The organism is Aminobacter sp. AP02 (genome assembly GCF_003148805.1).
In the GTDB taxonomy this organism is placed as follows: Bacteria; Pseudomonadota; Alphaproteobacteria; order Rhizobiales; family Rhizobiaceae; genus Aminobacter.
The window spans coordinates 97,098-123,044 of sequence record NZ_QGGX01000003.1; the positions used below are offsets into that span (position 1 = coordinate 97,098).

Genomic DNA, 25,947 nt, shown 5'->3' on the forward strand with positions numbered 1-25,947 from the left:
AGCGAAAAGGCGCCCTCCTCGCGGACGGGCGCCTTTTCGTGTCGGTTACTACCATTTCAGTCCATATGTGCCGCAGGTGCGCCGCCAACGGGCTGGCTGGTTGGCTTGCGCAACAGCAGCGCCAGCGGGATCGCGCAGAGCGACACGATCATCATCAGCTTGAAGTCGTCGATGTAGGAGATCATCAGCGACTGGATGTTGACCATTCCATCTATCTGCGTCAGCGCCAACGGGTCGCCGGCCGCAGCACCGGGCGATATGGCCATCAGGTTGGGGTTGAACGCCGTGATGTTCGTCGACAGCTCCGCATGGTTGATCTGGATGTTGCGGGTCAACAGCACCGAGACGATCGAAATGCCGATCGACGATCCGATGTTGCGGACGAGACTGAACAGGCTCGCCGCATCGGTGCGGTGACGCGGCGCAAGCGTCGCGAACGCCACCGTCGATAGCGGCACGAACACCAGACCGAGCCCGAGTCCCTGGATCACTCCTGTCGAGATGATCAGGAAAGCATCCATCTGCGGCGTGAAGCCTGTCATGTAATAGAGCGAGAGCGCCGTCAGCAGCAGGCCGGCGACAACCAGATAACGGTTGTCGACCAGGCGCACCAATCGCCCGACAAGCAGCATCGAGACCATGGTGCCGACGCCACGCGGCGCCATGACCAGACCGGTGGTGATGGTCGGATAGCCGTAGATGCGCGTCAGCATCGGCGGCAGAAGCGCAAGGCTCGCCAGCAGGATGACGCCGATGACGAAGATGAACACCAGCCCGGTCACGAAATTGCGGTCGGTGAATATCTTCGGATCGAGGAACGTATTCTTGGACGTCGCCATGTGCACGGCGAAGACCCAGAACCCGGTGACGGCAAGCCCGAGCTCGATCCATATCTCGGCCGCGGAGAACCAATCGACCTCGCCGCCGCGGTCGAGCATGAGCTGGAGCGCGCCGACGCCCAGCGACAGCATCGCAAAACCGAAAAAGTCGAACCCGCGCAGACGCTTGACGATGGTCGGCAGGTAGGCGGCCGAGCCCAGGAAAGCGACGATGCCCACCGGCAGGTTGATGAAGAACACCCAGCGCCAGTTGAAGCTCTCGGTCAGCCAGCCGCCGAGCGTCGGGCCGATGATCGGGCCGACCATGATGCCGGCACCCCACATGGCCATGGCCTGGCCGTGGCGCTCCTTGGGATTGATGTCGAGCAGGAAGGTCTGGCTCAGCGGCACGATCGCCGCGCCGAACACGCCCTGCAGCAGGCGGAACAGCACCATCGACTCCAGGCTCCAGGCAACACCGCAGAGCATCGACATGATGGTGAAGCCGACAACGGAAACCAGAAACAGTTCCTTGCGGCCGAAGCGGTCCGACAGCCAGCCGGTCAGCGGCGTCATGATGGCAGCCGCGACGATGTAGGACGTCAGCACCCAGTTGATCGTGTCCTGGGAAGCGCCAAGGTCGCCGACCATCGACGGCAACGCAACGTTGGCGATGGTGGTATCGAGCACCTGCATCACCGTCGCCAGCATGATGGCGATGGTGATCAGGCCGCGATGCGGCACCTCGGTGAGGGACTTTGTGGCTGACTGGCTCATTCGACCAACCCTGGGACCTTGCGGCCGTCAAGCGGCGGCCCGAAAACCGGAGGGCCGGCCGCCATTGGCGGCCGGTTCAACCCGGAACTTTTGTGCGCGCTGCGGCGCTGCTTATTCCGCGGCCACGGCGTGGCCGAAGATGCTGCCGAAGCCGCGGGATACGCCGGTGTCGATCGACACCGTGGCACTCATGCCGGTGCGCAAGGCCAGCCCGCCATCGGCGGTATCGACCTTGACCCGCACGGGGATGCGCTGCGTGACCTTGACCCAGTTGCCGGTGGCGTTCTGGGCGGGCAGCAGCGAGAACTCCGCACCGGTGCCAGCGCCGATTGCCTCAACCGTGCCGCGGAAGGTTCGGTCGGGATAGGTGTCGAGCACGATCTCGGCTTCCTGGCCCGGCTTGATGTGGGTGAGCTGCGTTTCCTTGAAGTTTGCCTCGACCCACGTGTCGCCGGTCTCGACCAAGCTGAACAGCGCGGTGCCCGCACCTACGAACTGCCCGACCTTGAACGAAGCTGCCTGCGAGACCACACCATCGGCAGGTGCGCGAACTGTCGTCTGCGCCAGATTGAAGGCTGCGTTGTCACGCGCGGCCTGTGCCGCCAGCACGGTGGGATGCTTGTCAGTCTCGATATCGGGATTGCCACCGAGTGCTGCCTTGGCGCTTACGATGCCCTGCGCGGCAGCGCTGTGCTGCTGCTGGGACTTGTCGAGTTCCATGCGCGCTTCATCCAGGGACGATTTGGTGTTCACACCCTTGGTGACCAGATCGTTGCTGCGGTCGAACTGGGCCTGGGCATAGTCGAGCCCACTGGCCGCGACGCGCTCCTGCGCGACCGCCTGACTGTAGGCGGCGCGAAGCTGCTCGACATTGAGGCGTGCGCCGGCGAGCGCGGCGTCGGCCTGCGCCAAAGCGATCCTGTAGGGCTCCGGATCGACCTCGAACAGGACGTCACCGGCCTTGACCATGGTGTTGTCGGCGACATCGACCTTGATGATCCGCCCTGCTTCCTCCGAGGCGATGATCATCCTGGCCTGGCGCAGATTGGCGTTTTCGGTTTCCTGGTAGCGGCCGCCGGTTACCCAGAAATAACCGCCACCGACCACCAGGGCCAGCGGCAGAGCCGCCATCAATACAAAGCGCCCACGCTTCTTCGGTGCCGGCGCAGGTGCAGCGACCGGCTGCTCAAGCTGAGTGACCACCGGGGCTGCGAGTTCGACCTTGGCGCTGTTTTCGTTCACTTTCGCGACCGCGTTCATTTTGTCGTCTCTCTCAAACAATTCGCATCAGCGGGTTCGCCCGCAGAAAGGTTGTCGACTATGGCGCGCAGGCCGTGGACCGTGGCGAGCCGCTCTTCAGGTGAAAGCCCGGAAAGCGCCCGCTCATAGACCTCGCCGGCAACAGCCTTGACCTTGGTAAAGGCCTCACGGGCCTTGTCGGTCGGGAAGATCATGCGCACCCGCCTATCGGCATTGCCTTGACGGCGCTCGATCCAGCCGCCCTCCTCCATCCTGTCCAGCAGCCGTGAGACGCTGATCGGCTCGATTTCGAGAAGTTCGGCAAGACGCGCCTGCGCCACACCCTCTTCCTTGACCAGCCTGACAAGTAGTCGCCACTGCGCAGCCGACAGCCCAAATTCGCTTCCGCGCTGCTCAAAATTGCGACGCATGAGCCGCGCCGCGTCGTGGATGAGGAAGCCGAGCCTTTCGATGCCTTCGTTTTTCATGAGCGGCATATATTATAAGCATGCTTATCATTCAAGCGGCTATTTTGCATGGCACCATCGTATTGTGTTCACACTCTTGTGCGCTCACATGGCGAATGCGCCGCTATCATTCATGGCCACGCATCGCTTAGGAAAGCGCCAGACACAACGGGATCAATTGCATGCAGGACAGGCCGCCGAACCGGCGTCATATTCTCAAGGCCATTGCCGGCCTGGGCGTCATGGCGCCCCTGCCGCTTTGGGCCGCCCCAATGCCTTCAGTCGAAGATGTTGCCTTCGATCCGGATATTCCGGTTCTTGGCAATCCAAAGGGCGACGTGACTGTGGTCGAATTCACCGACTACCAGTGCCCTTACTGCAAGCTGAGTTTCATAGAGCTCTCGAAGGTCATGGCCGAGGACGGCAACATTCGCGTGCTCCTGCGCGATTGGCCAATCTTTGGCGAGGTGTCACGCAACGCCGCGCTGCTGACCCTGGCCTCAAACAGCCAGGGGCGCTACGCCGACGCGGTCCGCACCCTGATGACCACTCGCGAACGCCTGACGTTCAGCAGCACGGCCGACCTTCTGAGCGATATCGGCGTCAGCGTCCCGCAAGCTCGCAGCGAAATCGACACACGCCGCGACACCTTCGTAAACCTGCTTGCGCGCAGCCATGCCCAGGCCACGGCTTTCCAGCTCAGGGGCACGCCCGGCTTTCTGATTGGCAAGTCCCTGTATAAGCGTGGCATGTCGGCTGACGACTTCCGCGAAGCCATCGCACTGGCACGCTCGTAAACCAAGGAATCTCGCTGTCACGAAGCTGTCGTTCCCTTGACAGTAAAAGGGCGACGGACTATCTCAGCGGCACGTTAGCACTCGCTCGAAGTGAGTGCTAACCAAGTCCGGCCAGCCCGGACCGAGGGTTCTCAACAGTTCACCGAGGAAGTTCAAATGGCAAAGTCGAAGTTCCGCCCGCTTCATGACCGCGTGGTCGTTCGCCGGGTCGAATCCGAATCCAAGACCGCCGGCGGGATCATCATCCCCGATACGGCCAAGGAAAAGCCGCAGGAAGGCGAAATCGTCGCCGTCGGCTCTGGCGCTCGCGATGAAGCCGGCAAGCTCGTCCCGCTGGACGTCAAGGCTGGTGACCGCGTGCTGTTCGGCAAGTGGTCGGGCACCGAAGTTAAGCTCAATGGCGAAGACCTTCTGATCATGAAGGAATCCGACATCATGGGCATCATCGGCTAATCGCCACCCATCCGCACCATCCAATCTGAAATTCGGGCCGCGATAACCCAAGGCCCATCGAGGAGCTTAAAATGGCTGCTAAAGACGTAAAGTTCTCCCGTGACGCCCGCGAGCGCATGCTGCGCGGCGTCAACATCCTCGCCGACGCGGTGAAGGTTACGCTTGGCCCGAAGGGCCGCAACGTCGTCATCGACAAGTCGTTCGGCGCCCCGCGCATCACCAAGGACGGCGTCACCGTCGCCAAGGAAATCGAGCTTGAAGACAAGTTCGAGAACATGGGCGCCCAGATGGTCCGCGAAGTTGCTTCGAAGACTAACGACATCGCCGGCGACGGCACCACGACCGCTACCGTTCTGGCCCAGGCCATCGTCCAGGAAGGCCACAAGGCCGTTGCCGCCGGCATGAACCCGATGGACCTGAAGCGCGGCATCGACCTCGCTGTCAGCGAAGTCGTCACCCACCTCGTAAAGTCGTCGAAGAAGATCAAGACCTCGGAAGAAGTCGCTCAGGTCGGCACCATCTCGGCGAACGGCGAGAAGGAAATCGGCTCGATGATCGCGGAAGCGATGCAGAAGGTCGGCAACGAAGGCGTCATCACGGTTGAAGAAGCCAAGACCGCCGAGACCGAACTGGAAGTCGTCGAAGGCATGCAGTTCGACCGCGGCTACCTCTCGCCTTACTTCGTCACCAACCCGGACAAGATGGTTGCCGAGCTGGAAGACGCCTACATCCTTCTCCACGAGAAGAAGCTGTCGAACCTCCAGGCCATGCTGCCGGTTCTCGAAGCCGTCGTGCAGACCTCCAAGCCGCTCCTCATCATCTCTGAAGACGTCGAAGGCGAGGCACTGGCCACGCTCGTCGTCAACAAGCTGCGTGGCGGCCTGAAGATTGCTGCCGTCAAGGCTCCGGGCTTCGGCGATCGCCGCAAGGCCATGCTGGAAGACATCGCCATCCTGACCGGTGGCCAGGTCATCTCCGAAGACCTCGGCATCAAGCTCGAGAACGTCGGACTGAACATGCTCGGCCGCGCCAAGAAGGTGTCGATCTCCAAGGAGAACACCACCATCGTCGACGGCGCCGGCAAGAAGGCCGAGATCCAGGGCCGCGTTGCCCAGATCAAGCAGCAGATCGAAGAGACCACGTCGGACTACGACAAGGAGAAGCTGCAGGAACGTCTCGCCAAGCTGGCAGGCGGCGTTGCCGTCATCCGCGTCGGCGGTGCGACCGAGATCGAGGTCAAGGAGCGCAAGGACCGCGTCGATGACGCTCTGAACGCGACCCGCGCTGCCGTTGAAGAAGGCATCGTTCCCGGCGGTGGCGTCGCTCTGCTGCGTTCGTCGCTCGCGATCAAGGCGGTCGGCGAGAACTCCGACCAGGTCGCCGGCATCAACATCGTCCGTCGCGCTCTGCAGGCTCCGGCCCGCCAGATCGCTGCGAACGCAGGTGCTGAAGCTTCGATCGTTGCCGGCAAGATCCTCGAGAACAAGACCGCGACCTTCGGCTACAACGCCCAGACCGGCGAATACGGCGACATGATCGCTTTTGGTATCGTCGATCCGGTCAAGGTCGTTCGCACGGCTCTCCAGGACGCTGCCTCGGTTGCTGGCCTGCTGGTCACCACCGAAGCCATGATCGCCGAAGCTCCGAAGAAGGACTCCGCCGGCGGCATGCCGGGCGGTATGCCTGGCGGTGGCATGGGAGGCATGGGCGGCATGGACTTCTAATCCAGCCAACCGGCTCAACTACGGAAAGGGCGCCTTCGGGCGCCCTTTTTCGTTAGTCACCCGCGCCACTTCTCAGCCTGAGTGATGTCGGTTCCTGGCCCACGCATGATCGAAACGCCACTGCCGGCAAGGGCGGCGATGCGCTCGTCAGCGACGCTGCCCTCGACAATCAGCGTCGTAATGTCGCCGGGCCCGCCAATCTGGTATGGTGATACGGCGCTAGCTTGTCGCTTGTCGCAAGAACCGCCGTTTCTGCGGAGCACGAAGTGCCAGAGGTGGCGTGAGGACAGGCCTTCACCTTGTCTGAAAAATTCTCAAAAAAAATCGCAGCAAGGTGGAACCTTTTCCGGCGACGTTCGTTTTGAGCAGGTCCGAGGTACGTCTGGATGGAGCAATCCAAAAGGAATTCCAAAGGACAAATAGGACGCCTCCAGCACCATAAACGGGTGCCGGAGGCGTTCTGATTCATGCCGTCCAGCCTTTCCGTGCCCGGTCAATTCGCGTTGCCTGACGCAATCTGCAGCGCATCAAGGACACCGGCATGGTGGCGTATGTCGGCGACAGCCTCCTTGAGCGTATCATTGACCCGAATTGCCTCGCGTCCAGCCGCGATGGTGAGGTCAACCTGCTCGATCGGCAGCTTCAGTCTGGTTGGAACGCGGTTGAGCTTTGCCTGCGCCGACGTATCGAGATCGGCAAATGACAGGTGCTCGACGACAAGGCGCACGTCGCGGCAGTCCCATCCAGAAAGTGAACCCCGCAGGCGCCTGACCGCCTCGGCCGAGAGGCTGCAGCGATAGCGGATGAGTTCGCCGCGCCACTCGCCGACGGCAAATTTCAGCGCGTCCAACTGATCGCGAACCGAGGCTGAAAAGGAGGTGTTGGTCACGGCTTCCAAAAGGTTGGGCAGCTTGGGGCCGTTTATCCGCTCACCCCAATCCACCTCGTCGTCGCGGCCCGCATCGGCAACGATGAACAGCAGCGTCCGCAGCTTGACCGCTGCCGCCGGCGATAGCGGACCGTAAGGCGTGCCGGCCGACGAGCGCTCGATGGTAAAGCCCGTGATGCCCAGATTGTCGGTCAGGCCGCCGTCGAGCAGCTTCACATATTCGAGGCGATCGGTCTCCTGGTAAGCCTTCAAGGCGCCAGCATAGGCCTTGAGCCTGGTCGACGCGTCAGTGTCGGCAAGCGCACGGCTCAGCCACTCAGGCTTGCGGTAGCCGCAGTTCGGGCTGGTGGCCGAGATGACGACGGGCGCAAAGATGACGGGAACCGCGGCCGACGCGGCAACGGCATCCGCCAGCCGAACCTTGTCGAGATCGCTGCACAAGGCGGCGAACGTGTCATAGGTGAACAGGAAGGGCGTGCGATTGTAGATATCGGAAGCGTTTATCCAAACGATGGGGGCATCAGGGCGTCGAAAATTGGCATAGGTCGCGCCATTGAACAGGTTGTCCTCGAGCCATCTGGCGAAGCTGTTGCGGTCATTGACGCCGCCATTGAACGCACGCGCCAGATTGAGCGGCGATATGGTCGATTTCCTGAGATAGGCCTCGGCGTCGCGGATGAGAAACCGCTCGCGAAAGTCGTGGTAGTCGTCCCTCCCCCGGTAGCCAAAGTACGAGGCGGTAACCGCCCCGCCAGACGCGCCCGAAATCATGCGAATGTTGTCAACGAGGCTGCGCGTAACCGGTTGCTCGTCGATGATGGTGGCGTCGAGTTCGCGCAACACGCCATAAGCGAAGGCCGCCGCGCGCATGCCACCGCCAGAAAAGGCTAGTCCCACCACCGTCGAGCCGTCGTCGCCTGGCTCCGGGATGAATTCCGGTGAGGATTCGCCGACCTGGGTTGTAAGGGTGTTGATCGGACCGACATCACCGGCCACGCAGCCGGCCAATGAAAGAGCCGCAGACAACGCCGCACAAACTGCCCACCGCATCCATTCCCCCGACTTCTGGTTCGATCAGCCTGCCTGGCCGGATCTGAACTTCGAAACAGCGGAACCCCTCGGCATCCCGCACGTTGTTCTGCCATACGTCACAGGAGATGCGAAATGGTGAACAGGGACCAGGTCAAGGGTGTTGCCAAGCAGGTTTCCGGCTCGGTCAAGGAGGCAGCCGGCAAGGCCACCGGCGACAGACAGACCCAGGCAAAAGGCACCGCAGAAAGGATCGCCGGCAAGGTTCAGAAAGCTTACGGCGACACCAAAGAGAAGATCAAGAAGGCACTTTGACTTCGCGCACAGCGCAAACAAAGGCGGCTCCGGCCGCCTTTTTCCGTGTCCTTGGCGTCGATATCCTCCTTGAACCGATTAGGTTTCCCGCGCTTCCCAATCTCCCCTTGAAGCCTTGTGTGCAACGCGATAGGCCGATGCCCGCAACGAGATTTTCCGGAGACCTGATCGTGACAGCCCAGAAGACCAGAACCGAGACCGACACCTTCGGACCAATCGAGGTCGCTTCCGACCGCTATTGGGGCGCGCAGGCGCAACGCTCGCTCGGCAACTTCAAGATCGGCTGGGAAAAGCAGCCTTTGTCGGTCGTCCGCGCACTCGGCATCGTCAAGCGCGCCTGTGCCGAAGCCAACATGGCGCTCGGCCGCCTCGACCCCAAGATCGGCAATACGGTTGTGGCTGCCGCGCAGGAAGTCATCGACGGCAAGCTCAACGACCACTTCCCGCTGGTCGTCTGGCAGACCGGTTCAGGTACGCAGTCGAACATGAACGCCAACGAAGTGATCTCCAACCGCGCCATCGAGATGCTGGGCGGCGAGATGGGCTCCAAGAAGCCAGTTCATCCCAACGACCACGTCAACATGAGCCAGTCGTCGAACGACACTTATCCGACGGCCATGCATATCGCCTGCGCCGAGCGTATCGTCCATGACCTGCTGCCGGCGCTGAGGCACCTGCATGCGGCACTCGACAAGAAGGCGCGAGAATTCGACCACATCATCAAGATCGGCCGCACCCACACCCAGGATGCGACGCCGCTGACGCTGGGCCAGGAGTTCGGCGGATACGCCGCCCAGGTCGCATCTTCGATCAAGCGCATCGAACTGACCCTGCCCGGCCTCCAGGAACTCGCCCAGGGCGGCACGGCCGTCGGCACCGGGCTCAACGCGCCTATCGGCTTCGCCGAGAAGGTGGCCGAACAGATCGCCGCCATCACCGGTCTTGCCTTCGTCACCGCGCCCAACAAGTTCGAAGCGCTCGCCGCTCACGATTCAATGGTGTTCAGTCATGGCGCCATCAACGCTACGGCCGCAGCACTGTTCAAGATTGCCAACGACATCCGTTTCCTTGGTTCGGGCCCGCGCTCGGGTCTTGGCGAGCTGTCGCTGCCGGAAAACGAGCCGGGTTCGTCGATCATGCCGGGCAAGGTCAATCCGACCCAGTGCGAAGCGCTGACCCAGGTCTGCGTACAAGTGTTCGGCAACAACGCGGCACTCACCTTCGCCGGCAGCCAGGGCCACTTCGAACTCAACGTCTATAACCCTGTCATGGCCTACAACTTCCTGCAGTCGGTGCAGTTGATGGCCGATGCGGTTGTCTCGTTCACCGACAATTGCGTCGTCGGCATCGAGGCGCGCGAAGACAACATCAAGGCAGCCCTCGACCGCTCGCTGATGCTGGTCACCGCGCTTGCGCCGACCATCGGCTATGATAACGCGGCCAAGATCGCCAAGACCGCGCACAAGAATGGCACGACACTGCGCGAGGAAGCCTTGGCGACCGGACTGGTCTCGGCCGAAGACTACGACCGGATCGTGCGCCCGGAAGACATGACCCATCCGGGTTGATTGCCCTTTGTCTGAACCTGGAGGGCGCCGCGGATCCGAATGGATGCCGCGGCGCCAGAATGCAAAACCATTCCAACTGTGAACGATCTGTCGACACATTCGCATCTTTAGTGAACAGTCGGAATCCACTAGGTGTGGGGCATCGAATTTCAACGGAGCCTCACCCAATGTCCAACGCTTCCATCGCTTCCGAAAAGGCCATCAGCGGTAACGCTTCGGCCCTCATTCTCGCCGGCCGCGTCCTGCTGTCGATCATCTTCATCCTCGCCGGCTTCGCCAAGCTGACCGCCATTTCCGGCACCGCCGGCTGGTTCGCCAGCATCGGACTGCCGCTTCCCACCGTGACGACCGTCGTCGTCGGACTGGTAGAACTAGTCGGCGGCATCGCAATCCTGGTTGGCTTCCAGACCCGCGTCGCCGCGATCGTGCTCGGCCTCTTCACCCTCGCTGCGACCGCAATTGCCCACCTCAACTTCGCCGATCCGACACAGGTGATGTTCCTGCAGAAGAACCTGGCAATCGCCGGTGGCCTGTTCGTGCTCGCAGCCTTTGGAGCCGGCGCGCTGTCAATCGACGCTCGCCGCCGCTAAACGACAAAGAACTCCTCCCCCAAATTGGCCCGGGCTCGACCCGGGCTTTTTTGTGCGCCTGACAGTTCGACATGGTGATGACATCTAGCGGGAGCGGGTGCATCCTGCGGCTGTGAGGACACGCCGATGCTCAACAATCTGTTGCTGCTTGTCGCCCGAATCCTGATCGCAGCACTGTTTGTGCCCGCTGGCATCAGTACCCTTTCGAATATCTCAGGCTCCGCCAGCTACTTCGCCGGGCTCGGCTTCCCCTTGCCGACATTTGTGGCACTCGGCGTCGGATTGCTCGAACTTGGCGGTGGGGCGCTGGTGCTGCTTGGCTTCCAGACCCGCGCGGCGTCGCTGTTGCTCGCCGCCTTTGCGCTGGCGGCGGGCTTCATTGGCCACTACGGCCAGGGCGGCGGCGATCCGGCGATGGCCTTCATGCACCAGCAGGCCCTGATGAAAGACATTGCCACATCAGGAGGCCTGATCGCGCTATCTGTGGCCGGCGCAGGTGCGATCTCGCTCGACCGGATGCTGTTTCGCCGAGCTATTTGACCGAGATGCTCGGGCCGTCATCGACGGCCAGAACCAGCTTGCGGCCGGTGACCTTGGCAAGCTGGGCGAGACGTCCCGCCGGTCGCTCACCGTAGAGCTGCCCGAATTCGCTCGGAATGACCAGCGCCAGCACGCCGTTGCCCCGGTCTACCCAGCGCAGTTTTGGCATCACGCCAGGCATCGAGGCCGTGAGCAGGTAGACAACACGCATCATGGCACCCAGGATGCGCGCGCGTTCGAGGTAGCGCGGGGTCGCCAGTTCCTTCAGTTCCGGGGCGAAGCTGTCGTTGAAGACGCCGTCATGGCGAAACAGATTGGCCAGTGCCAGGAATGCGCGGCCGGGATGGTCGACGCCGATGAAGGATGCGTGCGCGATGATGTTGAGCGATTGGCGGCCGCGATATTCGGGATGGGCGCGCCAACCGATATCGGCCAGCAGGCAGGCGGCATGGCGATAGCGCGCCTCCTCCTCGGTCTCGTCAATGCCAAAGGCGGCAAATGACTGCTTCGTCCACTCCGTCAATTCATGAGCATGCAGCACCGAACGCGCGCGCAGCAAGGCCAGTTCCTCGGCGGCAGAGATGAGCGGATCGGAACGCTGCTCCTGCTCGTCGAGCAGCGAAAACAAAAAGCCCTCACGCACGCCTAGCGCAGAAACAACGATCTTCGACGGCTCCATCGCCGCGATGATTTCCTGCAGCACCACCGCGCCATACGGCAAGAGCGTGCGGCGGTTCTTCGACACGCCTTCGATGCCCTTGACCTTCTCGACGTCGCCACGCGCGACCTGCTTGAGGAAGGGGATCAGGCTTGTCGGATCAAGCTCATAGTGGTGCATCACCTCGAGCGGATAGTTGGTGATGCCCATATGCAGGCGGGCGAGGTTTCGCCACGTGCCACCGACCGCATAGAAGGTCCTGCCCTGCCCGGCCTTGAGCAGCTTGGCGCGCATCAGTTCGGTGCGAGCGATCTTGGCCGCCGCCACGGGCGAGCCTTTCGCCATGTCCTGGAGCCTGAGACCGCCGAGCGGCAAGGTGATGCCGTCGCCGATGTTTTCGCCCCTGACGTCGACGAGTTCGAGGCTGCCACCGCCCAGATCGCCCGCGATACCGTCGGCGGGATGAAAGCCGGAGATCACCCCAAGAGCCGAATAATGAGCCTCTTCGCGGCCAGTCAGCACCTTAATCTTGGTGCCGAGCACATCTTCGGCGCGCTGGATGAAATCGGGACCGTTGACGGCCTCTCGTGCGGCCGCGGTCGCCAGCACGTACATCTTGTCCGCGCCTGCCTGTTCGGACAGTCCGCGAAACCGCCTGAACTCTTCCATCGAGCGCGTCACGCCCTCAGGGTCGAGCTTTCCCGTCGAAACGATGCCGCGGCCAAGGCCCGCCAGCATCTTTTCGTTGAACAGGAGGGTCGGCGATCGCGCCAACCCTTCGTACACCACGAGACGTATGGAGTTCGAGCCGATATCGATGATCGACAGCGGTCGGCGGTCCTTGAGCCGGCCCTGCGAAAGCTGCGCCATCAGGTGGCCGCCGCCTCTGCTTTCTTGCGCCGTTTGAACTGGGCGATGCGTTTGGGCGCGTGAGACTTCAGCGCGTCACCCCGTCCGGACAGACTCGGATTGGTCATGAAATATTCCTGCGCATTGAACGGCTCTTCGCCCTCGTCCAGCGTGATCCGCCGCGAGGTTCCATCCGCCAATACTTCGAAACTTTGCTGGTTGTCCATGATGTTTCCCAGCATGACCTGGCCAAGCACCTGCTCGTGCACAGTCGAGTGCATGGCAATCGGCACCATGCATTCGACACGGCGGTCGAGATTACGCGGCATCAAATCAGCCGAACTGATGTAGACGACGGCCTCGTCCGACGGCAGGCCGTGGCCGTTGCCGAAGCAGTAGATACGGCTGTGCTCGAGGAAACGGCCGACGATCGACTTGACCCGGATGTTCTCCGACAAACCCGGAACCTGCGGCCTCAGGCAGCAGATACCGCGCACCACCAGATCGATCTCGACCCCGCTTCGGCTCGCGTCGTAGAGCGCGTCGATGATGATGGGGTCGACGAGCGAATTCATCTTCATCCAAATCTGCGCCGGTTTGCCGGCACGTGCATGTTCGACCTCGTCGGCGATATGCTTGAGGATGCGGCTGCGCAGCGTGTAGGGCGACAGCGCTATGCACATCTCCTCAGCCGGCTCGGCGTAGCCGGTGATGAAGTTGAAGATCTGCGCCACGTCGCGGGCAATCGCCGAATCGGTGGTGAAGAAAGACAGGTCGGTATAGATGCGCGCGGTAATCGGGTGGTAGTTGCCGGTGCCAAGATGGACGTAATTGCGCAGACGCCCATCCTCGCGGCGAACCACGAGCGACATCTTGGCGTGCGTCTTGAGTTCGAGGAAGCCGAACACCACCTGCACGCCCGCACGCTCGAGATCGCGCGCCCAACGGATATTGGCCTCCTCGTCGAAGCGCGCCTTGAGTTCGACGAGTGCCGTCACCGACTTGCCGGCTTCGGCAGCGTCAACCAGCGCGCGCACGATCGGGCTGTCGTTGGACGTGCGGTAGAGCGTCTGCTTGATCGCAACCACTTCGGGATCCATCGCCGCCTGGCGCAGGAACTGCACGACGACGTCGAAGGATTCATAGGGGTGGTGGACAACGAAATCCTTCTCGCGGATTGCCGCGAAGCAATCGCCGCGATGGTCGCGGATCCGCTCGGGGAAACGCGGATTGAAGGGCGGGAATTTCAGGTCGTCGCGCGGCACGGCCACGATCTCGGAGATCTGGTTGATGGCCAGCGGGCCGCTCAGCACGCTGACGCGATTCGCCGACACACCGAGCTCGCCAGCAACGAAGTCGCGCAGTTCCGCCGGCATCTGGCTGTCGAACTCGATGCGGATCACCGACCCGCGCCGGCGGCGCTTGAGCGCGGTCTCGAACAGACGCACCAGGTCCTCGGATTCTTCTTCGACCTCGATGTCGCTGTCGCGGATGATCTGGAACGTGCCTGACCCCTTGACTTCGTAGCCGGGGAAGAGCTTGCCGATAAACAGGCTGACCGTCTCTTCGATCGGGATAAAACGCACCGAGCGCTTGCGGTCGGGCAGCCTGATATAGCGGCGCAGGGCCACCGGCAGGCGCAGCAAGGCCGTCATTTCCTCGCCGTTCTTGCGATGGCGCAGCTGCAGCGCGATCGAAAACCCGAGATTGGGGATGAACGGGAAAGGATGCGCCGGATCGATCGAGAGCGGCGTCAGGACCGGGAATATCTGTTCCATGAAGTGGTCCTCGAGCCACTTCTTCTCATCCTTGGTCAGGTCGGTCGCCGCAATTGTCTCGATACCTTCCAGCTTCAGCAGTTCCAACAGGCTGGCGAGGCTTTTCTGCTGATCTTCCTGGAGCCGCTCGACCTCGAGCAAAAGCTGTTCGAGCTGCTGCTGCGGTGTGCGGCCATCGGGGCTGCGAATGGTGATTCCCTCGCGCACCTGCCCGGCAAGGCCAGCAACGCGGACCATGAAGAACTCGTCGAGATTGCCAGCCGAAATCGACAGGAAGCGCACGCGTTCGAGCAAGGGGTGGCTCGGGTTCTGCGACTGCTCGAGCACACGCCTGTTGAACTGCAGCCAGGAGAACTCACGATTGACGAAACGATCGGGATTGCCGTCTGCCGCGTCGGTCGGCGACTTGTCGTTGACGAAATCGGTAAGTACCGGCCTCAACTGATTCATATGCAATCCTTCCCCTCGCCGCGTTCCGCCGCTTATCCGGCTCAACTTATCCTCTGACAGGCAATTGCGACAGTTTCATTTCACCATCTTGCAAACCTGCCGCTTATGATACAAACGCTTCCGATAACGGCGTCGCGCGTTCCATTGGACACGCAAACGCGCCGTGGCATTCATGCGCGAAGTTCCTCAGAAGGGAAAAACACCATGGCCGGCGGCTCCATTCCCCACTTCCAGAACGATGCTGGACATGCCGTGATCGAGATCGGCGTCAAGGAATTCATGTGCGTGGGCGCCAATCCGCCCTTCGACCACCCGCATGTGTTCCTCGACATGGGCGCGGACGCCGAGAAGGTGTGCCCCTATTGCTCGACGCTCTACCGTTATTCCTCGAAGCTGAAGGCGACTGAGACGCAGCCGGCGGGCTGCCTCTACGTCGTTGACCGCGCGGCCTGACGACAAAGCCGCGATCATGAAATCGCGGCAGGTCGTGATTGCAGGAGCCGGTGTCGCCGGCCTCACTGCAGCACTCGCCTTTGCAAGACATGGCTTTGGTGTTCGCATCCACGAACGCGCGCCGGTGCTGGACGAAGTCGGTGCCGGGCTCCAGCTCTCCCCCAACGCCACCCGCATCCTCGACCGTCTTGGTGTACTCGATCTGGTCAGCGCCTCGACAGTGCGGCCCGAAGCGGTGGTGCTGCGTGATGCGGTAACCTTGGCCGAGCGCGCACGTGTGCCGCTGGGTGCGGTAGCTGAGCGGCGCTGGAAGGCCCCTTACCTCGTCGCCCATCGCGCCGACCTTCAAAGTGCGTTGCTCGCGCGTGTGGCCGAAAGCCCGCTGATCGACCTTGCCACCGGCTCCGAGGTCACCGACGTCGAGACGCAGGCGGACGGGATCAGGGTGTCACTCGCGCAAGGCGGCATCACGTCCCATCTCGAATCTGGTCTGTTTGTCGCAGCAGACGGCGTCTGGTCGTCCTGTCGGCGGCTGGTCGGCCCGAACGAAAAAAGCCGCTTTTCCGGCGAACTGGCCTGGCGCACGACGATCTCAGCCGATGGCGACGTCGGCCGGCACTTTGCCGCGTTGGGCTCGTCGACGATGGTGACGACCTTTCTTCATGCGGGCTTTCATCTCGTTGCCTACCCAATCCGTGCCGGCACTGCGATCAATCTTGCAGCCTTCACCCCGGGCAATTCGATCGCCGAACAGTGGTCGGGCGATACCGACACCGACGCGTTGAAACGCGCTATGCGCGGCACCGCCCCTGCTCTGTCCAAGCTCGTCGACGAGGCTGGACCGTGGACGGTCTGGCCGCTGCACACAGTCGACCAAACGCGCCCATGGACAACTCCAGGCGGCATCGCGTTGATTGGTGACGCAGCGCACGCCATGACGCCCTTCGCCGCCCAGGGAGCGGCAATGGCGATCGAGGATGCCTATACGCTGGCAGATGCGGTCGTGGCAGGCCCGCAGACCGATGAAGCACTGCTCCGGTGGGAAACGGAGCGCAAGTCACGCGTGCACAAGGTGGCGCGGCGCGGCGCGCTCAACCACTTCGCCTGGCATGCCAGCGGACCGGTGGCCATCGCGCGCAACCTGTTCCTCAAACTCAAATCGCCGCAAAGCCTCGCCGCCGACATGGACTGGCTCTATGGCTGGACCCCGCCCGGCTGGTCAGATCAGGGCCGGTTGTAGAGGCCGAGCGACCAATTCAGCGTCGCCGGGAGCGGGTTCCACCAGCCGGTCGTCAAGCCGGCCTCACGCAGGGCGGCCGCCGTCCAAGTGTTGCAGCCAGCCAAGGCGTTGAACTTCCCATTGGCCTCGAAGAACCCATCATACGCGCCGTAATTCACGCCCGCGATGCGCTGCACGCCATCCGGCCCCTTCTGAAAGCTGCGCTCGATGAAATCGAGCAGGGCGGCAAACCCCGCCTCCCCGATATCGAAGCGGTTGACAGTCGCGTGCGGCAGCGCAACGTCGCCGGCCAGATCGACATGCATCACCGAATTGTCGAGCGTGAGCGCCGCAAGCACCGGGCCTGGCTTGAGCTCGGCCCATGTCGGCGTTCCGATGTAAAATGCCTTGCTGCCCCAGCCAAACACCAGATAGCGCGCCGCCGGCAGGTCTGCCTCTATGCCGGCATCGAGCAAGAAGCCGAACTTTTCCAGCACCGACGCATCAAGCGGGACGGCAATGTCGGTATGGATCGGGTTGGTGAACACAAGGATGTGACGTGGCATTGCTTCAGCCGGCGGACCGCCAAAAAGCGGCCTGGGCACGAGTGTGCCGAGAGCAATAGCAACAAAGACAAACAGGACAAGAAAGCCCAGAATACGGAAAGTCCTTCTCACCGGCAGGCTATCCCCATGTCGACGCGATTCGACGTCCAACAAAAAAGCCCGGCCGAAATGCGACCGGGCTTTCAGATCGTTGAGCGCGGATCCTAGTGCAGGATCTGGCTGAGGAACAGCTTGGTACGTTCGTGGCGGGGATGGTCGAAGAACTCGGCTGGCGTGTTCTCCTCGACGATCTGGCCCTGATCCATGAAGATGACGCGGTTGGCGACCTTGCGGGCAAAGCCCATCTCGTGGGTCACGCACAGCATGGTCATGCCCTCTTCGGCGAGGCCTACCATGGTCTCGAGCACTTCCTTGATCATTTCGGGATCGAGCGCCGAGGTCGGCTCATCGAACAGCATGATGCGCGGGTTCATGCATAGCGAGCGCGCGATCGCGACGCGCTGCTGCTGGCCGCCCGAGAGCTGGCCGGGGTACTTGTTGGCCTGCTCGGGGATCTTGACCCGGCGCAGGAAGTGCATGGCCTGCTCCTCAGCCTGCTTCTTCGGAGTCTTGCGCACCCAGATCGGCGCCAGCGTGCAGTTCTCCAAAATCGTCAGATGCGGGAACAGGTTGAAGTGCTGGAACACCATGCCGACTTCGCGGCGGACCTCGTCGATCTTCTTGAGATCGTTGGTCAGTTCCTTGCCGTCGACAATGATCTTGCCCTTCTGGTGCTCTTCCAGCCGGTTGATGCAGCGGATCATCGTCGACTTGCCCGAGCCAGACGGGCCGCAGATGACGATGCGCTCGCCGCGCATGACCCTGAGGTTGATGTCCTTGAGCACATTGAACTCGCCATACCACTTGTGCATGCCGACAATGTCGATCGCCACATCAGTGTCGGAGATGTGCATCTTGGCCCGATCAACCTTGATCTCGTCGGCGCTGACTGCGTTTTCGATGGCCATGGGCCGTTCCCTTTTGTTGTTCGTTATCGTTTATGACCGGTGTCGAGCCGGTGTTCCATATAGATAGAGTAGCGCGACATGCCAAAACAGAACATCCAAAACACGAGCGCCGCAAAAACGAGCCCCGAGGCCGGCGTCTGGGGCGAGGCCCAGGCGGGATCCGAAAAATTCTGGCGCACCACGCCAAGCAGGTCGAACATCGAGATGATGTAGACGAGACTGGTGTCCTTGAACATGCCGATGAAGGTGTTGACGATGCCGGGAATGACCAGCTTCAGCGCCTGTGGAAGGATGATCAGACCGGTCTTCTGCCAGTAGCTCAGGCCGAGCGAATCAGCCCCCTCGTACTGTCCCTTGGGAATGGCCTGCAGGCCGCCGCGCACCACTTCGGCCATATAGGCCGAGGCGAACAGCGACACGCCGATCAGCGCGCGCAGGAACTTGTCGAAGCTGACGCCAGCCGGCAAAAACAGCGGCAGCATCACGCTGGCCATGAACAGCACGGTGATCAAAGGCACACCGCGTATCGTCTCGATGAAGATGACCGAGAGCATCTTCACCACCGGCATCTTGGAACGCCGGCCAAGTGCCAGGATGATGCCGAGCGGCAACGACACGACGATACCGACGAAGGACAGCGTGAGCGTCACCAATAGTCCGCCCCAAAGCGGGGTTTCGACATGCGACAGGCCAAACATGCCGCCTACCAGCAAGACAAAGGCGACGATGGGGAACACAACAAAGAACAGCAAGGCGTTCAGCCCCTTGCGCGGTACACGCGGGATCAGCAGTGGCACCAGCAATGCCACGAACATGATCGCCACAAGCATGACCCGCCAACGCTCCTCGATAGGATAGCGGCCGAACATGAACTGGCCGAACTTGGCGTTGACGAATGCCCAGCAGGCGCCGGACCAGCCGTCAGGCTGGATGCCACCCTGAGCCACGGTGGCGCAGAACGTGCGGTCGGTGCCGGTCCACTGGGCATTGACGAATGCCCAGTTGAACAGCGGCGGCACGACTATCGCCACGATCAAAAGACCGATGATCGTCAGCACCGAGTCAAATGGATTGGCAAACAGGTTCTTGCGCATCCAGGCAACGGGGCCGCGCTCGCGAAGTGGCGCTGGTTGCGGCAGCGCCATTTCGGTGCGGACGTAGTGAAGATCGCTTTGCGACATGTCCGCCTCCTACCTCTCCACCAGCGCCATCTTGGCGTTGAACCAGTTCATGAAGGCTGACGTGATCAGGCTTAGGCCAAGATAGACGACAATCCAGATGACCACGATTTCGATCGCCTGTCCGGTCTGGTTGAGCACCGTACCGCCGACGGCGACCAGATCCGGATAGCCAATTGCAATCGCCAGCGACGAGTTCTTTGTCAGGTTCAGATACTGGCTGGTCAGAGGCGGGATGACGATGCGCAGCGCCTGCGGCACCACCACCAGCCGTAGCGCCTGCCCCGAACGCAGGCCAAGCGCGGCGGAAGCCTCGCTCTGCCCGCTGCTGACGCCCTTGATGCCGGCGCGCACGATCTCTGCGATGAATGCGGCCGTATAGAATGACAAGGCCAGATACAGCGACAGGAACTCCGGCTTGATCTGCAAACCTCCGGTCAGGTTGAAGGTTGATTTCTTCGGAAAATCGAAGCTCAGGGGAAACCCCGTCGCGGCGAGCGCCAGGAGCGGCAGGCCGACGATCAGGGCAAGCGAGGTCCAGAACACGGGAAATGTCGCGCCGGTGGCCATCTGCCGTTGCTTTGCCCGCCGTGCAACGAACCACGACATGGCTATGCCGAGCAGGAATGCCACTGGGACCAGCATCGAGCCTTCGCCCCAGACCACCTTGGGGAAATAGAAACCCCGGCTGTTGAGGAAAGAACCGAAAGGCAGCTCTATGCTCTCCTTGGGCAGCGGCAGCACCGAGAGCACGCCGAAATACCAAAAGAATATGACGAGCAACGGCGGGATGTTGCGGAAGACCTCGACATAGACTGTACAGATCTTGCGGATCAGCCAGTTCTGCGACAGTCGGCCAATGCCGATCAGAAAGCCGAGAATTGAAGCGGTGACAATGCCGGCCGCTGCCACCACCACCGTATTGATGAGGCCGACCAGCAGTGCGCGCTTGTAGGTCGAATCAGAATCGAAAGCGATCAGCGTGTCGCTGACGTCGAAGCCGGCCCGCCCATTGAGAAAGGCAAAACCCGAGGCGATGTTGGCGCGCTTCAGGTTTTCGATCGTATTGCCAATGATCCAGTAGACGAACGCCGTTAGCGCCACGACCACGAGGATCTGGAAGAAGATGCCGCGCACCTTCGGATCGTAAAGCAGCGACGCGCGGCCGCCCCCTACGTCACGGGGTATGTCCTGCGTAGCCATCGGAAGTCCCTCTGAAAGAGTTACCGGGAGGCGGCATCGCCGCCCCCCGGACGAGACTTCGGATCAGCGGATGGGCGGCGCGTACTGCAGTCCACCCTTGGTCCAGAGCGCATTGATGCCGCGGGCGATCTTCAGCGGGCTGCCCTGGCCGACATTGCGTTCAAAGACTTCGCCGTAGTTGCCCACGGCCTTGACGATATTGACGACCCAGTCATTGCCGAGGCCAAGGTCGGTACCGATCTTGGTCTCAGCCTCGGTGCCAAGCACGCGCTTGACCTCGGGATTACCCGAGCCCTTCATTTCCTCGACATTGGCCTGGGTAATGCCGAGTTCCTCGGCAGTCAGCAGCGCGAAATAGGTCCACTTGACGATGTGGTACCACTTGTCGTCACCCTGGCGCACGGCAGGTCCGAGCGGTTCCTTGGAGATGATCTCAGGTAGAACGACGTGATCGTCCGGCGAGCTAAGCGTCAGGCGGATGCCGTAGAGACCCGACTGGTCGGTCGTGTAGACGTCACAACGGCCGGCGTCATAAGCGGCATTGACCTCTTCGAGCTTCTCGAAGACGACCGGGTTATACTCCATCTTGTTCGCCTTGAAGTAGTCGGCGAGATTGAGCTCGGTCGTGGTGCCGGTCTGCACGCAGACCGCGGCCCCAGAAAGCTGGAGCGCGGAATTCACGCCAGGCAGCTTCTTGGCATTGATCATGAAGCCCTGGCCGTCGAAATAGGTGACGCCGACGAAGTTCAGGCCAAGTGCCGTATCGCGGTTGATGGTCCAGGTGGTGTTACGCGACAGAAGGTCGATTTCGCCCGACTGAAGTGCGGTAAAGCGTTCCTTGGCGGACAGCGGCGTGAACTTGACCTTGGTGCCATCACCAAAGATGGCAGCTGCGACCGCGCGGCAGAAATCGGCATCGAGCCCCTGCCAGTCACCCTTGTCGTTCGGCGCCGAAAAGCCAGCCAAGCCTGTGCTGACGCCGCATTGCAGGAAGCCCTTTGCCTTGACGTCCTCGAGCGTGCCGGCCGAAGCGGCGGTCGCCATGAGGCCGAGCGTAGCAGCCCCGAGAATGCCCGAAATGATGTATTTCATGACCCACGAACCCTTTTCTGTTTTTTCCAGGCTGCGTTGCCCGTCTTTTTAAAGTGTGAACTCAGCGTCCCCTATCCGGCCCATATCCGGATCGCGCACCTTGCCGGCGCGCTTTGCTGCAGTCCGGTCCACAAATGCCATCGAAGGCGATAATTCTTGTTAGGTCAAGCAATAAAGACCCGCGATCCACGCCTCGGTCTTTAGTATTAGAAACGTACGGGCACTATCTGTGCTGAACGTGACTAACGTGGTTCTCGCGGCTTAGCCGACTGCCACTTCCACCTGCCCAAGCCGGTCGCCGCAGGCAGGAGCTTGCCCGGCACAGGGCGGAAGCCGACACGGCGCGCAGCAAAGAACCGCGCGATTACAATCGTTACGATCAGGCCGAACAGATAACCTGCGTTCACGTCGGATGGATAATGCGCGGCGGCTGGAATGCGCAGTGCCGACAGCATCAATCCGACAATGGCGATGAGCAGCCAATGACGCGGGAACCAGATCATCAGGATTGCCGCTACCGTGCCAAGCGTGGTCGCGTGGCCGGAGGGAAAACTCGACGAATAACGCGTCACGACGAACGGATCGAAGTAGTATGCGCCGTATTCGCCGTAAAATGCAGGTCGGGCGCGGCCGACGAATATCTTGACGATATTGACCGCAATGCCAGTCACCGCAACGCAGCCGAAAACAAAAGCCGCCTGGCCAAACAGCGTCACCAGACGCGCCTTGAAGCCATAGCCGACGCCACGCCAATCGGCGGTCGCAGTTGCAACATAGACCAGAAAGGCGGGAAAGAGATACCACTCCGACTTGCCGACATCGCTCAGCCACGCAAGCCAGTTCGTCAGCCTGTTGCGGTTGGAGAGCACGAAATCCATCGCCGCCGAATCAATGAAAAACAGCAATCCGACGGCACATGCGCCGCCAAGCACCAAAAGTGTCAGCTGGCGCGTCCACACCGGCGAAGGGCTGCCGATAGGAGCGCGCCACATGCGGCGCCAGGTAAAGCCGACTGTCTCGACCAGTCGCTTTGTCAAGCCCGCCGGCCATGCCTGGCCCAGCCGAACGCGCGTGCGCGGCGGTTGCGCGGGTTGAGCCGTCGCATTATGGCTGGCGTCTTCGCTGAAAGGGTGCGGTTTCATGACTCGAGACAACGGTAGGATCAAAGGCGTCAACACGCGGCTCGCGCATTCCGGGCACGATCCACACGGCTTTCATGGCTTTGTCAATCCGCCGGTCGTGCGCGCCTCGACGGTTCTCTATCCCAACGCCGCAACGATGGCTGGACGTGCTCAAAAATACACATATGGCACTCGTGGAACGCCAACGACCGACGCCTTGTGCGATGCGATCGACGAACTCGAGGGTTCGGCCGGAACAATCGCGGTTCCCTCGGGCCTGGCCGCCGTCACCGTGCCGCTGCTCGGGTTCCTGTCGGCCGGCGATCACGTGCTGATCACTGATTCCGTCTATCATCCGACCCGCCATTTCGCCGACACCATGCTGAAGCGCCTCGGGGTCGAGGTCGACTATTACCATCCGCATGTGGGCGCGGGCATCGCCGCATTGATCAAGCCCAACACCAAGGTCGTGTTCACTGAATCGCCGGCATCCAACACCTACGAGGTGCAGGACATCCCCGCGATCGTTAAAGCCGCGCACGCCGCGGGTGCGATCGTCATGATGGACAACACCTGGGCGACGCCGCTGCTGTTCAAAGCGCTCGACTTTGGCATCGACGTCACAATTCATGCCGCCACCAAATATCCGGCCGGCCACTCGGACATCCTGAGCGGCACGGTTTCGGCCAATGCCGCCTGCTGGCCGCGCCTCAGGGAAGCTTTCGACACGCTCGGCTGCTGTGCTGGCCCCGACGACGTCTACCAGGTGCTGCGCGGCTTGCGCACGATGGGCGTTCGGCTCGCGCATCACGAAAAGAGCGCGCTGGAAATAGCGCGCTGGCTCGAAGGCCAGCCAGGGGTCGCACGGGTGCTGCACCCGGCACTTGAAAGCCATCCCGACCACGCCATGTGGAAGCGCGACTTCTCCGGCTCCAGCGGTATCTTTTCGATCGTTCTCGCCGGCGGCAGCACCAAGAAAGCGCATGCCTTCCTCGACGCGCTTGAGATCTTCGGCCTCGGCTATTCCTGGGGCGGTTACGAGAGCCTTGCCGTGCCGGTGTTCCTCGGCGACCGCAAGATCGCCAACGAGCCCTACGAGGGACCGATCATCCGCCTGCAGATCGGGCTGGAAGACGTAGCCGACCTCAAGGAAGACATTGCTGCCGGCCTGGCTGCGGCAAACAGCGCGGAGTGAGGTCGAGCCGTTCGGACCGATTCGAACCTTTGGGGTCACACTGCCCACATTGACGGCGTAGTCGGCGAGCGCAACAGTGGTGCCTTGGCAACTTTGGCGAGGATCGAAATGGCCGCGTCCGACCGTCCTTCAGAAATCGCCCACTGGACCGAGATAGAGCGGCCTGATGGCGAGACATTTGTTGGCACCAGCGAATTGAGGGGCATTGGCGCGCCCCTCGCCGCGCATTTCGGCCTCGAGCGAATCGGCATCCACCATGTCCGACTGCCGCCCGGTCGGCGGACGTCGTTTCCGCATGCCGAAAGTGCCGAAGAGGAATTCGTCTATGTGCTGGACGGCGAGCCCGACGTCTGGCTGGACGGCAATCTGCACCGGTTGAAGCCAGGCGATTCCGTCGGCTTTCCCGCAGGCACGGGATTGGCCCACAGCTTTCTCAACAACACCGAAACCGAAGTACGCCTGCTGGTCATCGGCGAAACCGACAAGGCCGAAAACCGAATCGTCTATCCGCGCAATCCCGAGAGAAAACCGATGCGCGACGACTGGTGGGAGGACGCGCCGGAACGCGTGCTGGGCGAACATGACGGACTGCCCGACAGGCTTCGCGCGAAGCAGGAACAAGGGCGCGGCTAGCGCCGGCATTTTTCAACTATTCCTGCGTCCTATTCGGGCGGCGTGGTTGATGTCCAACTCGTTGCGACGATCTGCGGCGTGACGCTCAGTTCGCCTACCAGGTGCTCCACCAGGCTGTCTTCCTCGCGCGCGGAGAATACCAGGGCCTCCACTTCAACCGAGTTCGTATCTGGCAGCGCATGGCTTTCCAGCGATTGAAGCCTTAGCTTTCTGACGCTGAGCGCCTGGAGAAGCATGGTTCGCACCATCGCCTCGTCGCGTGCCTTGCATTTCAGCTCGATGACGTAAAAGCGCGGGACCTCCTTGCTTTCGGGGGCCATTTCATCGATCAGCCAGCTGAGGCGCGGAAGTATCAGGTTGATCAAGACGATCAGAACCGCCAGTTCGGCTGCCTCGACGGGATTGCCGTAGCCCGCCAGAACGCCAACCGCACCCGTGGCCCATACGGTCGCCGCCGTGCTCAGGCCTCGCACACTGAGGCCATCCCGCATGATCAGTCCCGCCCCCAGGAAGCCAATGCCCGTCACGACCTGACTGCCCATGCGCACTTCGCTGGTCACACCGACCAACGTCGGCAACGCGCTGTAGGCGGCCGCGCCGAGCGCCACCAGCGCATGCGTGGTCAATCCCGAATGGCGCTGTCGCCACTGGCGTTCCACGCCGATCAGCACGCCCAGAAAGACTGCAATGACAAGCCTGGGCGCAATCGACAGGAAGTCGGGCAATGAATGCGTCATCTGGTTCCGCTCATAGGCGATGAGGCTATGGATCGGGACCTGCCCGCAGAACAGATTTAAGCGGCTTGCGACTTCGGAGGCAAGCTGGAGCCAAGTGAAGCCTGAAAGGCTGAATTGGCAGCGATCGCTTCGCGACGAAAAGATGGCGATCCCGACAGGATTCGAACCTGTGACCATCGGCTTAGAAGGCCGGTGCTCTATCCAGCTGAGCTACGGGACCGCTGGCCGCCCTTTCGGGGCGGATGATCTTGCCTTGGAACGTCAGTGCGTCCAGGGCGTCCTGCGGTCATAACGGAAATTGTCGGAGTACGAAATCTGCCGGCGCTTGGCTTCCTTCGGCTCCTGCACGCGGAAGGCGATACCTTCCTTTTCGGCATAAGCGACCGCTTCTTCGCGGGTCTCGAAGGTGAGACGGATCTGGCTCTTCATGTCGCCCGAGCTGGTGTAGCCCATCAGCGGGTCGATCTTTTTCGGCTTCTCGGCGTCGAATTCGAGCACCCAGTGCCCGGTTTTGGCTTTGCCCGACTGCATGGCGGTCTTGGCGGGGCTGAAAATTCGCGCGGACATACTTACCTCACTCGTGAGTCCGCACAACCGCGCGG

Annotated in this window: 25 protein-coding genes and 1 tRNA gene; 11 read left to right on the forward strand and 15 right to left on the reverse strand. The window is 61.7% G+C overall.

The annotated features are described in order from the left end of the window. Nucleotides 1–56: 56 nt before the first annotated feature. The 3 genes from C8K44_RS04290 to C8K44_RS04300 all read right to left on the reverse strand — a co-directional run bounded on the left by C8K44_RS04290 (nucleotide 57) and on the right by C8K44_RS04300 (nucleotide 3,322). The gene (locus C8K44_RS04290) at nucleotides 57–1,595 is read right to left on the reverse strand and encodes a DHA2 family efflux MFS transporter permease subunit (RefSeq protein ID WP_109574535.1); all 1,539 of its coding nucleotides are present in this window, start codon (nucleotides 1,593–1,595) and stop codon (nucleotides 57–59) included. A 111-nt stretch (nucleotides 1,596–1,706) separates the two neighbouring features. Then, a complete protein-coding gene (locus C8K44_RS04295) occupies nucleotides 1,707–2,855 on the reverse strand; it encodes an HlyD family secretion protein (RefSeq protein ID WP_109574536.1) in 1,149 nt (382 codons plus the stop codon). Next, complete coding sequence (locus C8K44_RS04300; protein WP_199227017.1) at nucleotides 2,852–3,322, reverse strand: MarR family transcriptional regulator; 471 nt, start codon at nucleotides 3,320–3,322, stop codon at nucleotides 2,852–2,854. Before C8K44_RS04300 ends, C8K44_RS04295 begins: the two co-directional genes overlap by 4 nt. Before the next feature lie 161 nt (nucleotides 3,323–3,483). Here C8K44_RS04300 and C8K44_RS04305 point away from each other — a divergent pair, with 161 nt between their 5' ends. The 3 genes from C8K44_RS04305 (at nucleotide 3,484) to groL (ending at nucleotide 6,275) form a co-directional block, all read left to right on the forward strand. Continuing rightward, on the forward strand, nucleotides 3,484–4,098 hold the full coding sequence (locus C8K44_RS04305) for a DsbA family protein (protein WP_109574538.1): 615 nt from the start codon (nucleotides 3,484–3,486) through the stop codon (nucleotides 4,096–4,098). A gap of 156 nt (nucleotides 4,099–4,254) precedes the next feature. Next, nucleotides 4,255–4,551 (forward strand): co-chaperone GroES, encoded by a 297-nt coding sequence (gene groES / locus C8K44_RS04310; RefSeq protein ID WP_018427182.1) that lies wholly within the window; start codon nucleotides 4,255–4,257, stop codon nucleotides 4,549–4,551. Nucleotides 4,552–4,622: 71 nt separating this feature from the next. After that, entirely contained in the window at nucleotides 4,623–6,275 is a 1,653-nt protein-coding gene (gene groL / locus C8K44_RS04315; RefSeq protein WP_109574539.1) for a chaperonin GroEL, read from the forward strand. A gap of 493 nt (nucleotides 6,276–6,768) precedes the next feature. Here groL and C8K44_RS04320 read toward each other — a convergent pair whose 3' ends face one another. After that, on the reverse strand, nucleotides 6,769–8,214 hold the full coding sequence (locus tag C8K44_RS04320; protein ID WP_109574540.1) for a patatin-like phospholipase family protein: 1,446 nt from the start codon (nucleotides 8,212–8,214) through the stop codon (nucleotides 6,769–6,771). A gap of 114 nt (nucleotides 8,215–8,328) precedes the next feature. Between C8K44_RS04320 and C8K44_RS04325 the strand changes: the two genes are divergently transcribed. From C8K44_RS04325 to C8K44_RS04340, 4 genes are all read left to right on the forward strand, one after another. Next, nucleotides 8,329–8,508 carry a CsbD family protein gene (locus C8K44_RS04325; protein WP_109574541.1) on the forward strand — a complete coding sequence of 60 codons (180 nt, stop codon included), beginning with the start codon at nucleotides 8,329–8,331 and terminating at the stop codon, nucleotides 8,506–8,508. 170 nt (nucleotides 8,509–8,678) lie between these two features. Next, nucleotides 8,679–10,076, forward strand: a complete 1,398-nt coding sequence (gene fumC, locus C8K44_RS04330) for a class II fumarate hydratase (RefSeq protein WP_109574797.1) — start codon at nucleotides 8,679–8,681, stop codon at nucleotides 10,074–10,076. Nucleotides 10,077–10,243: 167 nt separating this feature from the next. Then, complete coding sequence (locus tag C8K44_RS04335) at nucleotides 10,244–10,666, forward strand: DoxX family protein (protein ID WP_109574542.1); 423 nt, start codon at nucleotides 10,244–10,246, stop codon at nucleotides 10,664–10,666. 126 nt (nucleotides 10,667–10,792) lie between these two features. After that, nucleotides 10,793–11,206: a DoxX family protein gene (locus tag C8K44_RS04340; RefSeq protein ID WP_109574543.1), complete on the forward strand. Its 414-nt coding sequence runs from the start codon at nucleotides 10,793–10,795 to the stop codon at nucleotides 11,204–11,206. On the opposite strand, the gene ppx is transcribed toward C8K44_RS04340, so the two are convergent. Next, entirely contained in the window at nucleotides 11,199–12,734 is a 1,536-nt protein-coding gene (gene ppx, locus C8K44_RS04345; RefSeq protein WP_109574544.1) for an exopolyphosphatase, read from the reverse strand. The two genes, C8K44_RS04340 and ppx, sit on opposite strands and share 8 nt — an antisense overlap. After that, nucleotides 12,734–14,941, reverse strand: coding sequence for an RNA degradosome polyphosphate kinase (locus tag C8K44_RS04350; RefSeq protein WP_109574545.1), 2,208 nt, complete (start codon nucleotides 14,939–14,941; stop codon nucleotides 12,734–12,736). The genes ppx and C8K44_RS04350 overlap by 1 nt, the downstream gene beginning before the upstream one ends. Nucleotides 14,942–15,145: 204 nt before the next feature. Here C8K44_RS04350 and C8K44_RS04355 point away from each other — a divergent pair, with 204 nt between their 5' ends. Both C8K44_RS04355 and C8K44_RS04360 read left to right on the forward strand, forming a co-directional pair. After that, entirely contained in the window at nucleotides 15,146–15,394 is a 249-nt protein-coding gene (locus C8K44_RS04355) for a zinc-finger domain-containing protein (RefSeq protein WP_109574546.1), read from the forward strand. A 16-nt stretch (nucleotides 15,395–15,410) separates the two neighbouring features. After that, nucleotides 15,411–16,634 carry an FAD-dependent monooxygenase gene (locus C8K44_RS04360; RefSeq protein WP_109574798.1) on the forward strand — a complete coding sequence of 408 codons (1,224 nt, stop codon included), beginning with the start codon at nucleotides 15,411–15,413 and terminating at the stop codon, nucleotides 16,632–16,634. On the opposite strand, the gene C8K44_RS04365 is transcribed toward C8K44_RS04360, so the two are convergent. From C8K44_RS04365 to C8K44_RS04390, 6 genes are all read right to left on the reverse strand, one after another. Continuing rightward, nucleotides 16,619–17,290 (reverse strand): TIGR02117 family protein, encoded by a 672-nt coding sequence (locus tag C8K44_RS04365; RefSeq protein ID WP_109574547.1) that lies wholly within the window; start codon nucleotides 17,288–17,290, stop codon nucleotides 16,619–16,621. The two genes, C8K44_RS04360 and C8K44_RS04365, sit on opposite strands and share 16 nt — an antisense overlap. 92 nt (nucleotides 17,291–17,382) lie before the next feature. After that, the gene (locus C8K44_RS04370) at nucleotides 17,383–18,186 is read right to left on the reverse strand and encodes an amino acid ABC transporter ATP-binding protein (protein ID WP_109574548.1); all 804 of its coding nucleotides are present in this window, start codon (nucleotides 18,184–18,186) and stop codon (nucleotides 17,383–17,385) included. Nucleotides 18,187–18,209: 23 nt separating this feature from the next. Next, nucleotides 18,210–19,367 carry an amino acid ABC transporter permease gene (locus C8K44_RS04375; protein WP_109574549.1) on the reverse strand — a complete coding sequence of 386 codons (1,158 nt, stop codon included), beginning with the start codon at nucleotides 19,365–19,367 and terminating at the stop codon, nucleotides 18,210–18,212. 9 nt (nucleotides 19,368–19,376) lie between these two features. After that, nucleotides 19,377–20,567 (reverse strand): amino acid ABC transporter permease, encoded by a 1,191-nt coding sequence (locus C8K44_RS04380; protein ID WP_109574550.1) that lies wholly within the window; start codon nucleotides 20,565–20,567, stop codon nucleotides 19,377–19,379. Nucleotides 20,568–20,630: 63 nt separating this feature from the next. After that, nucleotides 20,631–21,659: an amino acid ABC transporter substrate-binding protein gene (locus C8K44_RS04385; protein WP_109574551.1), complete on the reverse strand. Its 1,029-nt coding sequence runs from the start codon at nucleotides 21,657–21,659 to the stop codon at nucleotides 20,631–20,633. 242 nt (nucleotides 21,660–21,901) lie between these two features. Continuing rightward, on the reverse strand, nucleotides 21,902–22,696 hold the full coding sequence (locus C8K44_RS04390; RefSeq protein ID WP_158282707.1) for a phosphatase PAP2 family protein: 795 nt from the start codon (nucleotides 22,694–22,696) through the stop codon (nucleotides 21,902–21,904). Between the two features lie 103 nt (nucleotides 22,697–22,799). Here C8K44_RS04390 and C8K44_RS04395 point away from each other — a divergent pair, with 103 nt between their 5' ends. After that, entirely contained in the window at nucleotides 22,800–23,975 is a 1,176-nt protein-coding gene (locus tag C8K44_RS04395; RefSeq protein WP_109574553.1) for a cystathionine beta-lyase, read from the forward strand. Between the two features lie 108 nt (nucleotides 23,976–24,083). Further along, the gene (locus C8K44_RS04400; RefSeq protein WP_109574554.1) at nucleotides 24,084–24,608 is read left to right on the forward strand and encodes a cupin domain-containing protein; all 525 of its coding nucleotides are present in this window, start codon (nucleotides 24,084–24,086) and stop codon (nucleotides 24,606–24,608) included. 29 nt (nucleotides 24,609–24,637) lie between these two features. On the opposite strand, the gene C8K44_RS04405 is transcribed toward C8K44_RS04400, so the two are convergent. The 3 genes from C8K44_RS04405 to C8K44_RS04415 all read right to left on the reverse strand — a co-directional run bounded on the left by C8K44_RS04405 (nucleotide 24,638) and on the right by C8K44_RS04415 (nucleotide 25,912). Continuing rightward, complete coding sequence (locus tag C8K44_RS04405; RefSeq protein WP_245417359.1) at nucleotides 24,638–25,333, reverse strand: MgtC/SapB family protein; 696 nt, start codon at nucleotides 25,331–25,333, stop codon at nucleotides 24,638–24,640. A gap of 155 nt (nucleotides 25,334–25,488) precedes the next feature. Beyond that, nucleotides 25,489–25,565: transfer RNA gene (locus C8K44_RS04410), tRNA-Arg, on the reverse strand. Between the two features lie 41 nt (nucleotides 25,566–25,606). Further along, nucleotides 25,607–25,912 carry an ETC complex I subunit gene (locus tag C8K44_RS04415; protein WP_109574555.1) on the reverse strand — a complete coding sequence of 102 codons (306 nt, stop codon included), beginning with the start codon at nucleotides 25,910–25,912 and terminating at the stop codon, nucleotides 25,607–25,609. Nucleotides 25,913–25,947: the final 35 nt, after the last annotated feature.

Excerpts from the sequence above, each read along its gene's own strand:
- C8K44_RS04290 (WP_109574535.1), bottom strand. The coding sequence starts at position 1,595 with ATGAGCCAGTCAGCCACAAAGTCCCTCACCGAGGTGCCGCATCGCGGC.
- C8K44_RS04295 (WP_109574536.1), bottom strand. The coding sequence starts at position 2,855 with ATGAACGCGGTCGCGAAAGTGAACGAAAACAGCGCCAAGGTCGAACTC.
- C8K44_RS04300 (WP_199227017.1), bottom strand. The coding sequence starts at position 3,322 with ATGAAAAACGAAGGCATCGAAAGGCTCGGCTTCCTCATCCACGACGCG.
- C8K44_RS04305 (WP_109574538.1), top strand. The coding sequence starts at position 3,484 with ATGCAGGACAGGCCGCCGAACCGGCGTCATATTCTCAAGGCCATTGCC.
- groES (WP_018427182.1), top strand. The coding sequence starts at position 4,255 with ATGGCAAAGTCGAAGTTCCGCCCGCTTCATGACCGCGTGGTCGTTCGC.
- groL (WP_109574539.1), top strand. The coding sequence starts at position 4,623 with ATGGCTGCTAAAGACGTAAAGTTCTCCCGTGACGCCCGCGAGCGCATG.
- C8K44_RS04320 (WP_109574540.1), bottom strand. The coding sequence starts at position 8,214 with ATGCGGTGGGCAGTTTGTGCGGCGTTGTCTGCGGCTCTTTCATTGGCC.
- C8K44_RS04325 (WP_109574541.1), top strand. The coding sequence starts at position 8,329 with ATGGTGAACAGGGACCAGGTCAAGGGTGTTGCCAAGCAGGTTTCCGGC.
- C8K44_RS04335 (WP_109574542.1), top strand. The coding sequence starts at position 10,244 with ATGTCCAACGCTTCCATCGCTTCCGAAAAGGCCATCAGCGGTAACGCT.
- C8K44_RS04340 (WP_109574543.1), top strand. The coding sequence starts at position 10,793 with ATGCTCAACAATCTGTTGCTGCTTGTCGCCCGAATCCTGATCGCAGCA.
- ppx (WP_109574544.1), bottom strand. The coding sequence starts at position 12,734 with ATGGCGCAGCTTTCGCAGGGCCGGCTCAAGGACCGCCGACCGCTGTCG.
- C8K44_RS04350 (WP_109574545.1), bottom strand. The coding sequence starts at position 14,941 with ATGAATCAGTTGAGGCCGGTACTTACCGATTTCGTCAACGACAAGTCG.
- C8K44_RS04355 (WP_109574546.1), top strand. The coding sequence starts at position 15,146 with ATGGCCGGCGGCTCCATTCCCCACTTCCAGAACGATGCTGGACATGCC.
- C8K44_RS04360 (WP_109574798.1), top strand. The coding sequence starts at position 15,411 with ATGAAATCGCGGCAGGTCGTGATTGCAGGAGCCGGTGTCGCCGGCCTC.
- C8K44_RS04370 (WP_109574548.1), bottom strand. The coding sequence starts at position 18,186 with ATGGCCATCGAAAACGCAGTCAGCGCCGACGAGATCAAGGTTGATCGG.
- C8K44_RS04375 (WP_109574549.1), bottom strand. The coding sequence starts at position 19,367 with ATGTCGCAAAGCGATCTTCACTACGTCCGCACCGAAATGGCGCTGCCG.
- C8K44_RS04380 (WP_109574550.1), bottom strand. The coding sequence starts at position 20,567 with ATGGCTACGCAGGACATACCCCGTGACGTAGGGGGCGGCCGCGCGTCG.
- C8K44_RS04385 (WP_109574551.1), bottom strand. The coding sequence starts at position 21,659 with ATGAAATACATCATTTCGGGCATTCTCGGGGCTGCTACGCTCGGCCTC.
- C8K44_RS04395 (WP_109574553.1), top strand. The coding sequence starts at position 22,800 with ATGACTCGAGACAACGGTAGGATCAAAGGCGTCAACACGCGGCTCGCG.
- C8K44_RS04400 (WP_109574554.1), top strand. The coding sequence starts at position 24,084 with ATGGCCGCGTCCGACCGTCCTTCAGAAATCGCCCACTGGACCGAGATA.
- C8K44_RS04415 (WP_109574555.1), bottom strand. The coding sequence starts at position 25,912 with ATGTCCGCGCGAATTTTCAGCCCCGCCAAGACCGCCATGCAGTCGGGC.